The sequence below is a fragment of the Bradyrhizobium sp. USDA 4504 genome (assembly GCF_054063995.1).
This window is the reverse complement of sequence record NZ_JBSSGV010000001.1, coordinates 1,527,455-1,539,767: the sequence shown is the minus strand read 5'-3', so window position 1 is coordinate 1,539,767 and position 12,313 is coordinate 1,527,455. Positions and strand designations below refer to the sequence as shown.

At 65.9% G+C, this 12,313-nt stretch carries 7 protein-coding genes; 4 read left to right on the top strand and 3 right to left on the bottom strand.

Features of this window, described 5'->3' with window-relative positions; all coding sequences use genetic code 11:
• Positions 1–88: 88 nt before the first annotated feature.
• Positions 89–2,410 (top strand): ATP-binding protein, encoded by a 2,322-nt coding sequence (locus ACVMB1_RS06600; protein WP_456784388.1) that lies wholly within the window; start codon positions 89–91, stop codon positions 2,408–2,410.
• 9 nt (positions 2,411–2,419) lie between these two features.
• Here the strand turns inward: ACVMB1_RS06600 and mdoH are convergent, their stop codons facing one another.
• The 3 genes from mdoH to ACVMB1_RS06585 form a co-directional block, all read right to left on the bottom strand.
• Complete coding sequence (gene mdoH, locus ACVMB1_RS06595; RefSeq protein WP_456848338.1) at positions 2,420–4,540, bottom strand: glucans biosynthesis glucosyltransferase MdoH; 2,121 nt, start codon at positions 4,538–4,540, stop codon at positions 2,420–2,422.
• Positions 4,528–5,994, bottom strand: coding sequence for a glucan biosynthesis protein G (locus tag ACVMB1_RS06590; RefSeq protein ID WP_456814169.1), 1,467 nt, complete (start codon positions 5,992–5,994; stop codon positions 4,528–4,530). Before ACVMB1_RS06590 ends, mdoH begins: the two co-directional genes overlap by 13 nt.
• 242 nt (positions 5,995–6,236) lie before the next feature.
• Positions 6,237–7,133: a LysR family transcriptional regulator gene (locus tag ACVMB1_RS06585; RefSeq protein WP_018270739.1), complete on the bottom strand. Its 897-nt coding sequence runs from the start codon at positions 7,131–7,133 to the stop codon at positions 6,237–6,239.
• 256 nt (positions 7,134–7,389) lie between these two features.
• Here ACVMB1_RS06585 and ACVMB1_RS06580 point away from each other — a divergent pair, with 256 nt between their 5' ends.
• Genes ACVMB1_RS06580 through fdhF form a run of 3 tightly spaced genes read left to right on the top strand, consistent with a single transcriptional unit; the run spans position 7,390 to position 12,312 of the window.
• On the top strand, positions 7,390–7,866 hold the full coding sequence (locus ACVMB1_RS06580) for a formate dehydrogenase subunit gamma (RefSeq protein ID WP_028331545.1): 477 nt from the start codon (positions 7,390–7,392) through the stop codon (positions 7,864–7,866).
• Positions 7,863–9,419 (top strand): formate dehydrogenase beta subunit, encoded by a 1,557-nt coding sequence (locus tag ACVMB1_RS06575; RefSeq protein WP_456814168.1) that lies wholly within the window; start codon positions 7,863–7,865, stop codon positions 9,417–9,419. Before ACVMB1_RS06580 ends, ACVMB1_RS06575 begins: the two co-directional genes overlap by 4 nt.
• A gap of 13 nt (positions 9,420–9,432) precedes the next feature.
• Positions 9,433–12,312, top strand: coding sequence for a formate dehydrogenase subunit alpha (fdhF, locus tag ACVMB1_RS06570; protein WP_456814167.1), 2,880 nt, complete (start codon positions 9,433–9,435; stop codon positions 12,310–12,312).
• The last annotated feature ends 1 nt before the right edge of the window (position 12,313 follow it).

Sequence of the window (12,313 nt, the reverse complement as noted above, 5' to 3'; positions counted from 1 at the left end):
AATCTGGATTCAAATGATCATGATTCGGATGCATCGTGGGGAGCATCCGAACCGGGTAAAAAATCAGCTTAGAGCGGGGGTCTCAGGCATGGCGCGCGCGCATGCAGCGAACGCGTGCGTCCAATCCGATTCGATCAAGGGATTGGCGCAGTCGATCGCGAAACCGGCCTATCACAGGCTCCTGACGGCCGAGCCTGCACTGCGCCGCGCTGTCCCTACGCTCATCATCGCCTTCCTCATCACGATCTGCCTCGGCGCCTTCGTCCAGGTGATCGACCAGAACCGGCAGAAGCGCGGCGCGATGAAGCGCGACCTTGCTGCACTGTCCGACATCCTCGCCGAACGTCTCGATCGCCTGACCTCGGTGCGGCGCGACCGGCTCGCCAACATCGAGCGGATGCAGGAACTGCTGCCGGACCTGATCCCGTCCTGGGGCATCGCCTACGGCCGCCACGTCATCATCACCGGCGCCGATCACCGCGTGCTGGCGCGCGTGCCGGTCGACGGCGCCGGCGAGAACGACCGCATCCTCGACATCGTCTCCACCGCGCAGCTGCTCGTCGCGCCCGGCCAGCAGGGCACGGTCAGCGACATGACGCTGCCCGGCGGCACGGGCGCGCTGGCGATCTCGCAGCTCGTCAAGTCGCTGCCCGGCCAGGTCGTCGTCATCCAGGAGATGAACGAGCCGATCTGGGGATCGGATGCGGCACTCTCGGTGACGCTGTCGGCGACCACGAGCTTCGTGGTGCTGATCCTCGGCTTCGCGTTCCACTGGCAATCGACCCGCGCCCGCGAGGGCGACCTGATCAACGACGCCGTGCGCGGCCGGATCGACACCGCGCTCAACCGCGGCCGCTGCGGATTGTGGGACTGGGACCTGTCGCGCGGCCGGATCTTCTGGTCGCAGTCGATGTTCACCCTGCTCGGCCTCGACACCCGCAACGACCTCCTCACCTTCGGCGAGGTCAACGCGCTGGTGAATTCGGACGACATCAACCTGTTCGACATCGCCGACCAGCTGATCTCGGGCAAGATCGATCACATCGACCAGAGCTTCCGCATGCGCCATGTCGGCGGCCACTGGATCTGGCTGCGGGTGCGCTGCGAGCTCAGCCATGCTGCCGCCGACGGCGGCCTGCATCTGATCGGCATCGCGGTCGACATCACCGAGCAGAAAAGCCTCGCCGAGAAGTCGGTGGAAGCCGATCTCAGGCTGCGCGACGCGATCGAGACCATTCCCGAGGCTTTCGTGCTCTGGGATGCCGACGACCGCCTCGTGCTCTGCAACTCGCACTTCCAGCGGCTGCACAAGCTGCCCGATTCCGCCGTCAGCCCCGGCACCTCCTACGAGACCGTGATCGAGGTCGGCAGCATGCCGGAAGTGCGCACCCGCCTGCACGAGAGCGGCGTCCCGGCGCCCGGCGCCCGCACCTTCGAGGCCCAGCTTGACGACGGCAGCTGGCTGCACATCAGCGAGCGCCGCACCAAGGACGGCGGCTACGTCTCCGTCGGCACCGACATCACCCGCATCAAGGCGCACGAGCAGAAGCTGGTCGACAACGACCTGCGCCTGCGCGCCACCGTGATCGACCTGCAGCGCTCGCAAGCCGAGCTGGAACGGCAGGCCGTCGAGCTTGCCGACCTCGCCGAAAAATATTCGCAGGAAAAGACCCGCGCCGAGGACGCCAACGCCGCGAAGTCGAAATTCCTCGCCAATATGAGCCATGAGCTGCGCACCCCGCTCAACGCCATCATCGGCTTCTCCGAGATCATGGGCAGCGGCCTGTTCGGCACGCTCGGCTCGGACAAATACGCGGAGTACTGCCACGACATCCTGACGTCGGGGAAATACCTGCTCGAGGTCATCAACGACATCCTCGACATGTCGAAGATCGAGGCCGGCCGCATGAAGTTCGACATGGAGCCGCTCGATCTCTCCGGCATCCTCGCGGAGTCGCTGCGCGTGGTCTCCGGCCGCGCCGAGCACAAGGGATTGTCGCTGGAGTCGAATATCGAAAGCACGATCTCGGTCGTCGCCGACCGCCGCGCGGTCAAGCAGATCATCGTCAACCTGCTCTCCAATGCGGTGAAGTTCACGCCCGACCACGGCCGTGTGCTAGTGCGCGGCCAGATGCTGGATGACTCGATCGTGCTGTTGATCGCCGACAGCGGCATCGGCATCGCGCCGGAATCGCTGCGCCGGCTCGGCAAGCCGTTCGAGCAGGTCGAGAGCCAGCTCACCAAGAGCTACCAGGGCTCCGGTCTCGGACTTGCGATCGCGCGCTCGCTCACCAATCTGCACGGCGGCTCGATGCGGCTGCGCTCCAAGCTCGGCGTCGGCACCGTCGTCCGCGTCACGCTGCCGCGCGATCCGCGGTCCCTGCAGACGAAGCTGCCGGAAGCGGCCTGACGCCCCCCACTACTTCGCAAGCACCCCTTCCAGCAGCGCGGAATCACCGAGCACGGCCAACGTCTCGCGAGGCGTGAGATGGCGGACCGCCTGGTCGAAGCTGTCGCTTGCCTCGATCCGCGCACGCGCCACCGCGAGATGAAGATCGATCTCGCCCGGACCGCCGCGCCGCGCCGGCGGCAGCGACGAGAGATGGCGCTGCAACAGCCCGGAATCCTGCCGCAACGTCGCGAGCGCAGGGGCCGATGCGTGTGCCGGCGACGCCGCCAGCTCATTGGCGCGGACCAGCACGCGTGGCGGCTTAGCTTCCTCCGGCGTCACGAACAGCGCGTGCATCGCCGGCCGGGCGGTCCAGGCGCCGATCGGAATCGCAAACAGCAGGCCAACGATCACCGGCGACATCCACAGCAACAGCGGCAGCGACACCGCCCAGGCGCTTATCGCCATCGCGACACCGCAGGCGGTGGGAACGCCATACTTCCGATACAACTCCCGCCGCTCGACCGCGCCGTCGTCGCGCCGCTGCGTCTGCCAGCCGGCGTCCCGGCCGAGCAGGATCTCGACGACGGCGATCGACTGGAACACCATCATGACCGGCGCGATCATCGCCGAGATCAGCACCTCGGCGAGCACGCCCGTCAGCGCCCGGAACCCGCCGCCGAATTGCCGGCGCACGTCCGACCGCGTCAGCAACAGGATGAAGCCGAGCAGCTTCGGCACGATCAGCAGCGCCATGGTGAGGCCAAATACCCAGGCGGCGAGCACCGGGTCCTGCGCCGGCCAGTTCGGGAACAGCGAAAAACCCTTCGGAAAATATTCGGGCCGAATGAAGCGCGCCTGCAACGAGATCAGGATTCCGAGCAGCAAGAACGACAGCCAGAGTGGCGCGGTAAGGTAGGAGCCGATCCCGGTCATGAAATGCAGCCGCGAGATCCAATGCAACCGGCGCGTCCTCAGCACGGCGAGATGCTGCAGATTGCCCTGGCACCAGCGGCGGTCGCGCGCGGCAAAATCCAATAGCGACGGCGGCACCTCCTCAAAACTGCCGCCGAGCATCGGGGCCATGTAGATGCCCCAGCCGGCGCGCCGCATCAGCGCCGCCTCGACAAAGTCGTGGCTCAGGATATGTCCGCCGAACGGCTTGCGTCCCGAGAGTTCGGGTAGCCCCGCCTGCTGCGCAAATGCCTCAATCCTGATGATGGCGTTGTGCCCCCAGTAATTGCCCTCGGAGCCGTGCCACCACGCGACACCGGCGGCGACCATCGGTCCGTAGAGCCGGCCGGCGAACTGTTGCAGGCGGCTGAACAGGCTGCGCGCATTGACGATGACCGGCAGCGTCTGCAGCAGCGCCGCCTGCGGGTTGGTCTCCATCGCGTGCGCCATCCGCACCATGGTGTCGCCCGACATCAGGCTGTCGGCGTCGAGCACGATCATAAACCGATAGGCGCCGCCGAACCGCGTGATCCACTCGCCGACATTGCCGGACTTCCGCGCCGTATTGTCGGCGCGATGCCGGTAGAACAGCCGTTGCGCGCCGCAGGCCTCGCACAGTTCGAGAAACGCCCTCTCCTCGGCGATCCAGATATCGGGATCGCGGGTGTCGCTGAGCACGAACCAGTCGAAGCTGTCGCCCTGCCCGGTCCCCTCGACGGACTCGTTGATGGCGCGCAGGCGCGCCATCAATTGATGCGGATTCTCGTTGTAGGTCGGGAGCAGGACCGCGGTCCGGCTCGCGAGCTGCGGCAAGGGACCGTCGTCGCGGATCGGCAAGGCGTTGCCGTTGCGGCGAAGCAGAGCGAAGAAGCCGGCGAGCGCCGAAGCGAACGAAAACGCGATCCAGGCGAGCAGCGCGACGAACAGCACCAGCACCATGCCTTCCATGATCGTCACGCCGCCGACTTGGACCACCATGTACATCTCGTAGGCGCCGGCACCGGTCAGCGCCGCCGTCAGCATCAGGACGAACGCGCGGCGCATCAACATGCCCGCGCCGACCGACACCGGCGTGCTCACCGCATGCGGCGGCCGGCCGAGATCGGCCGCCGACATCGCAAGCGGGCTCTCTTGTGGCAGGAAGCCGTCGGCCGCCGCGGCGACGTCGGACTGAGGCGACGTGACTATGGCGCCCATCGATAGACCCAGATCTCGGAGAGCGGCTTGTCATCCTGCGCCAGATGCGCACGCAGCTCGACCGGGTCCTTCTTGACGGCGCATTGGAAGCTGAGCCGCCATCCGCCGGTATTCGGATTTGGCTGCGTGACGACATTCGTGATCTCGGACTTCTCGGCCGCCACGACGCCCTTGACGCTGCCGGGATCGATCCCCTTCAGATTGTCACCGAACAGGTCGAGCACGAACAGCTTGCTGTTCTCGCCATGCGCGCCGATGCCGCTGCGCGTGAAGCGCGCGAGCGAATGCGGCTTCGGCGCATCCGGCCCCCAATGCAGGCGATAGGTGAAATTGGTCTCGCTCTTGGCCTTGAGCGGCGCCTTCGGCCGCCAGAACGCGGCGATGTTGTCGTGGATCTCTTCCTTGGTCGGGATCTCGAACAGGATGACCGCGCCCTCGCCCCAGTCGCCGATCGGCTCGACCCACAAGCTCGGACGCTTCTCGAAGCGCGATTCGATGTCCTGATAGGCGAAGAAATTCTTCTCGCGCTGCATCAGCCCGAAGCCATGCGGATTGACGTCCTGGAACGTGCTGATCTGGAGGTCGCGCGGATTGCTCAGCGGGCGCCACAGGCTCTCGCCCTTGCCGTTGTAGATCGCAAGCCCGTCCGAATCGTGCACCGACGGCCTGAAGTCGTCGACCTCGTTGCGATCGTTGGGCCCGAAGAAGAACATGCTCGTCATCGGCGCAAGGCCCACGTGCTCGAGATCGGCACGCGGATAGAGCGATGCCTCGACATCGAACACCGTGGTCGCTCCAGGCCTGATCGTGAAGCGGTAGCTTGCCGCGCAGCTCTTGCTGTCGAGCAAGGCGTGAATGACCAGCGAGGTCGCGTTGGGCACGGGACGCTCGAGCCAGAACGCCTTGAAGAACGGAAACTCCTCGCCCTTGGCTTCGCCGGTATCGATCGACAGGCCGCGCGCCGACAGGCCGTAGGTCTCGTCCTTGGCGACCGCGCGGAAATAGCTCGCGCCGAGGAAGACGCAGACCTCGTCATAGTAGTTCGGCTTGTTGATCGGCGCGTGGATGCGAAATCCGGCAAAGCCGAGGTCGGTCTCGGTGAAGTCAGGCACGGTCTCGCCGAACGAGAACATGTCCTTGCTGTACTTGACTTCGCTGACCTTGCCGTCAGCGACCTCGAAGATCTTGACCTTGTTCTTGTAGAAGAAGCCGCGGTGGAAGAACTGCGCCTCGAACGGCAGCTTCGCGCCGCGCCACAGCGCGCGCTCGGGCGTGAAGCGGATCGAGCGGTACTGGTCGTAGTTGAGGTCCGTCAGGCCGTTCGGCAATTTCTCGTCCGGCGCCTCGAACGACTTGCCGGCGAGATTGCGCGCAAGCTCCCTGACCATGCCTGGGTTGAAGGGTGCGTCCGTCGCGCTCGCTGCGGCGGCGGCCTGGCGCTGTGGCAAGAACATGAGTGTCGGCAATACGGCCGATCCGTGGAGTAACTGGCGACGATTCAAAGCAGCTCCTGCTCGCTGACCGGGACGCCGCAATGCAACCGCCGAACCGGCGCTGAGTTCCATCTTTGCTGCGAGCAAGCGAAGATTGTCCGCCGGCTGAAGACCAGGACTTGCTTCAACACAACCACACAACGCGTGGTCGGTTGCTGCCGTGCCGGAACCGTGGCGAAAAGGCTGCGAGAGAATGCCGGGAGCTACGCGCTCTCGAGCGTCGGCGCGACCTCGCGTGCGACCTGCACCAGGGCTGCGATCAACGGCGTCATCGGATCGCGCTGCGGGATCACGAGGCCAATGCTGTAGTCCACGACCGGATCGACGATCGGAATGCTGCGCACGGCATCCGCAAGGCCGAGCGTCTCGGCGAGCTTGGCCGGCATCACGCTGGCCCAGCGGCCGGTCTTCACGTGGGTGTAGAGCACGAGCAGTGAGTTCGACGTCAGCGTCGGCGTCGCCTCCGCGCCGACCGAGGTCAGCGCGCGATCGATGATGCGGCGGTTCTGCATGTCGGGCGTGAGCAGACAGAGCGGCACGGTGCCGACTTCCTTCCACGTCACCTGCTTGCGGTCGCCGAACATCGCATCCGGCGCCGTCAGCAAGCGATAGCTCTCGTTATAGAGCGGGATGGTGCGGACCTTGCCGATCGGCTCGTTCTCGATATAGGTCAGCCCGGCATCGACCTCGAGATTCTCGAGCAGGCCGAGCACATCGGCCGACGTGCACGACTGGATGCGGAACCGCACGTCGGGATGGCGCGCCCGGAACGGCGTGGTCAGCGAGGCCACCATGCCGAGCGCGGTCGGGATCGCCGCGATCCGGATCTCGCCCGACAGCTTGTCCTTGAGGCTGTTGATCTCCTGCTTCATCGCGCGCGCATCGCCGACGATGCGCCGCGCCCAGTCCAGCGTCCGCTCCCCTTCGGGCGTGAAGCCCTGGAAGCGGGATCCGCGCTGCACCAGCATGACGCCGAGGATTTCCTCGAGCTGCTTGAGACTGGTCGACATCGTCGGCTGGGTGACGCCGCACGCCTCCGCAGCCCGGCCAAAGTGCCGTTCCTTGGCCAGCGCCAGCAGAAGTTCCAGCTTGTCGATCAAGGTTCAAATCCCTTCGGAAAACGGCGCCCCAAGCGGCAGCCCAACACGTCCATAGGTAGCACGATCGGGGTTCGATCCCGAAATCCAAAGCGCCCCGGAAGTGCGTGATTCCAGAACATTATTACGATCCCGCATCGATCCATTCGACAGCGCTATTAATCGCGTTTCGCAATCGCCGCATGAGACAGCTTTATTGATGTTTCGAAGGATTCCAACTCTCATGTGCGAAGCAAAAAACTGATCGTGAGAAGCGCTGATGACGGTGGGATACGAACCTTGGGACAAGGCGCGCGGCGCTGAAATCATCGCCGAGCATGCCGGGCTCGAAGGCGCCACGCTGGTGATCCTGCACGCGCTGCAGGAGGCCTTCGGCTACGTGCCGGAGCCTGCGATCCCGATGGTGGCGGAGGCGCTCAACCTGTCGCGCGCCGAGGTGCACGGCGTCTTCACCTTCTACCATGATTTCCGGAAGCAACCTGCGGGCCGCCACGTCCTCAAGCTGTGCCGCGCCGAGGCCTGCCAGGCCGCCGGCGGCGATGCGCTCGCGGCGCGCGCGGAAGCCAAGCTCGGCGTTGCCCTGGGCAATACCACGGCGGATGACCGCGTGACGCTGGAGCCGATCTACTGCCTCGGGCTGTGCGCCACCGCGCCCTCGGCGATGCTGGATGGCCGCGTGGTCGGCCGGCTCGACGAAGCGCGGATCGACGCGCTGGTCGCGGAGGCACAGCGATGACAATGCGGATCTTCATTCCCCGCGACGCCGGCGCGGTCGCCGTCGGCGCCGACGACGTCGCCCTCGCCTTCGAGCAGGCCGCAGCAGCGCGCGGCATGCCGATCGAGATCGTCAGGACCGGTTCGCGCGGGCTGTACTGGCTGGAGCCGCTGGTCGAACTCGCGACCGCCCAGGGCCGCGTCGGATTCGGCCCGGCGACGCCGGCGGACGTTCCACCCCTGCTCGACGCGATGGCCGGCAACGGTCAGCACGCGCTGCGGCTTGGGGTCACGGACGAGATTCCCTGGCTGAAGCGCCAGACCCGGCTGACCTTCGCCCGCTGCGGCGTGATCGATCCGCGCTCGGTCGACGATTACCGCGCCCATGGCGGCTACAAGGGCCTGGAGCGGGCGCTGACGCTGACCTCCGACCAGATCCTCGCCGACGTCACGACGTCCGGTCTGCGCGGCCGCGGCGGCGCCGGCTTCCCCACCGGCATCAAGTGGAAGACCGTGGCGCAGGCCAGCGCCGACCGCAAATACATCGTCTGCAACGCAGACGAAGGCGACAGCGGCACCTTCGCCGACCGCATGATCATGGAAGGCGACCCCTTCGTCGTGATCGAGGGCATGACGATCGCAGGTATCACGGTAGGCGCCACCAAGGGCTACATCTACATCCGCTCGGAATATCCGCACGCGGTCGAAGCGATGAACGCGGCGATCGTGGTCGCCCGCCGCGCCGGCTTGCTCGGCAAGCGCATCGGCGGCTCCACCCATGAGTTCGATCTCGAGGTGCGTGTCGGCGCCGGCGCCTATGTCTGCGGCGAAGAGACCTCGTTGCTGGAAAGCCTCGAGGGCCGCCGCGGCATCGTGCGGGCCAAGCCGCCGCTGCCGGCGCATAAGGGCCTGTTCGGCCGCCCGAGCGTGATCAACAACGTGCTGTCGTTCGCGGCGATTCCCTTCATCCTCGACAACGGCGCCAAGGCCTACGCCGATTTCGGCATGGGCCGCTCGCGCGGCACGATGCCGATCCAGCTCGCCGGCAACATCAGATATGGCGGGCTGTTCGAGACCGCCTTCGGCGTCACGCTCGGCGAACTCGTCGACGAGATCGGCGGCGGCACCTTCACCGGGCGCGAGGTGCGCGCGGTTCAAGTCGGCGGCCCGCTCGGGGCCTACTTCCCGCGCGCGCTGTTCGACACGCCGTTCGACTATGAAGCGTTCGCCGCGCGCGACGGCCTGATCGGCCATGGCGGGATCGTGGTGTTCGACGACAGCGTCGATATGGCGAAGCAGGCCCGCTTTGCGATGGAGTTCTGCGCGGTCGAATCCTGCGGCAAGTGCACGCCGTGCCGGATCGGCTCGACCCGCGGCGTCGAGACCATCAACAAGATCATCAATGGCGAGCGCGTGGCGGAAAACCTCGCTGTTGTCGAAGACCTCTGCAACACCATGAAATTCGGCTCGCTGTGCGCACTCGGCGGCTTCACGCCCTACCCCGTGATGAGCGCACTGAAACACTTCCGGGAAGATTTCGGTCCCGCACCGGCCCGGCTGCAGGCCGCGGAATAGCAAGGAAATCACGATGTCGCTGATCCAGGAAACCGATTTCGGCACGCCCAAATCCAAATCCGAGACGATGGTCACGCTGACCATCGACGGCAATCAGATCACGGTGCCCGAAGGCACCTCGATCATGCGCGCGGCGATGGAAGCCGGCACCCAGATTCCAAAGCTCTGCGCGACCGACATGGTCGACGCCTTCGGCTCCTGCCGGCTCTGCCTCGTCGAGATCGAGGGCCGCGCCGGCACGCCGGCCTCCTGCACGACGCCGGTTATGCCCGGCCTCGTCGTGCACACCCAGAGCGAGCGGCTGAAGAAGCTGCACAAGGGCGTGATGGAGCTCTACATCTCCGACCACCCGCTGGACTGCCTGACCTGCGCCGCGAACGGCGACTGCGAATTGCAGGACATGGCGGGCGCGGTCGGCCTGCGCGACGTGCGTTACGGCTATGAAGGTGAGAACCACGTCTTCGCCAAATCGCACGGCTGCGAAAACGACAACTGGATGCCGAAGGACGAGTCCAATCCGTACTTCACCTACGACCCCTCGAAGTGCATCGTCTGCTCGCGCTGCGTCCGCGCCTGCGAGGAAGTGCAAGGCACCTTCGCGCTGACGATCTCCGGCCGCGGCTTCGACAGCCGCGTCTCGCCCGGCATGAACGAAAGCTTCCTCGGCTCGGAATGCGTGTCCTGCGGCGCCTGCGTGCAGGCCTGCCCGACCGCGACGCTGACCGAGAAATCCGTGATCGAGATCGGCCAGCCCGAACACTCGGTCGTCACCACCTGTGCCTATTGCGGCGTGGGCTGCGCCTTCAAGGCTGAGATGCGCGGCGAGGAAGTGGTACGCATGGTGCCGTGGAAGGACGGCAAGGCCAATCGCGGCCATTCCTGCGTCAAGGGCCGCTTCGCCTGGGGTTACACCACCCACAAGGAGCGCATCCTGAAGCCGATGATCCGCGAGCGGATCGAGGATCCCTGGCAGGAAGTGTCGTGGGACGATGCGCTGAATTTCGCCGCCGCGAAGTTCAAGGGCATCCAGCAGAAATACGGCCGCGACGCGGTCGGCGGCATCACCTCGTCACGCTGCACCAATGAAGAAACCTATCTGGTGCAGAAGCTGATCCGCGCCGGCTTCGGCAACAACAATGTCGACACCTGCGCCCGCGTCTGCCATTCGCCGACCGGCTACGGCCTGTCGCAAACCTTCGGGACTTCGGCCGGCACGCAGGATTTCGACTCGGTGGAGGACACCGACGTCGTGCTGATCATCGGCGCCAATCCGGCTTCCGCCCATCCGGTGTTCGCCTCGCGGCTGAAGAAGCGGCTGCGCCAGGGCGCCAGGCTGATCGTGATCGATCCGCGCCGCACCGAGATGGTGGAATCTCCGCACGTGAAGGCGCTGCATCTGCCCCTGATGCCCGGCACCAACGTCGCCGTGCTCACCGCGCTCGCCCATGTCATCGTCACCGAAGGGCTCGTCGATGAGGCCTTCGTGCGCGAGCGCTGCGACTGGAGCGAGTTCCAGGACTGGGCGGCTTTCGTCGCCGATTCCAAGCACAGCCCGGAAGCCACCGCGATCATGACCGGCGTCGATCCGAAGGTGCTGCGCGAGGCGGCCCGAATCTATGCCACCGGCGGCAACGGCGCGATCTATTACGGGCTCGGCGTCACCGAGCACAGCCAGGGCTCGACCACGGTGATCGCGATCGCCAACCTCGCGATGGCGACCGGTAATATCGGCCGGCCCGGCGTCGGCGTGAATCCGCTGCGCGGCCAGAACAACGTGCAGGGCTCCTGCGACATGGGCTCGTTCCCGCACGAGCTGCCGGGCTACCGCCACATCGCCGGCGATGCGGTGCGCGAGCAGTTCGAGGCGATGTGGAACGTCAAGCTCAACAACGAGCCGGGCCTGCGCATCCCGAACATGTTCGACGCCGCCATCGAAGGCAGCTTCATGGGCCTCTACGTGCAGGGCGAGGACATCCTGCAGTCCGACCCCAACACCAAGCATGTGGTGGCGGCGCTGTCGGCGATGGAATGCGTCATCGTCCACGATCTCTTCCTGAACGAGACCGCGAACTACGCCCATGTCTTCCTGCCCGGCTCGACCTTCCTCGAGAAGGACGGCACCTTCACCAATGCCGAACGCCGCATCCAGCGCGTCCGCAAGGTGATGACGCCGCTCAACGGCTACGCCGACTGGGAAGTGACGATCATGCTCGGCAAGGCGATGGGCTTCGAGATGAACTACACCCATCCATCCGAGATCATGGACGAGATCGCCGCGCTGACGCCGACCTTCGCGGGCGTCTCCTATGCCAGGCTCGACGAGCTCGGCTCGGTGCAGTGGCCCTGCAACGAAAAGGCGCCGGAAGGCACCCCGGTGATGCATATCGGCGGCTTCGTGCGCGGCAAGGGCAAGTTCATCCTCACCGAATATATCGCGACCGACGAACGCACCGGCCCGCGCTACCCGCTGCTGCTCACCACCGGCCGCATCCTCAGCCAGTACAATGTCGGCGCACAGACCCGCCGCACCGAGAACGTGGTGTGGCACGCCGAGGACCGGCTGGAGATCCATCCGCACGACGCCGAGCAGCGCGGCGTGCGCGACGGCGACTGGGTGCGGCTGGCGAGCCGCGCCGGCGAGACCACGCTGCGCGCCGAGATCACCGACCGCGTGGCGCCGGGCGTTGTCTACACCACGTTCCACCACCCTGACACCCAGGCCAACGTCATCACGACTGATTTCTCGGACTGGGCCACCAACTGTCCCGAGTACAAGGTCACCGCAGTGCAGATCTCGCCGTCGAACGGTCCGTCCGACTGGCAGAAGGCCTATGACGAGCAGGCTCGCCACTCCCGCCGCATCGCCGCGCCGGTGGTGGAAGCCGCGGAATAGC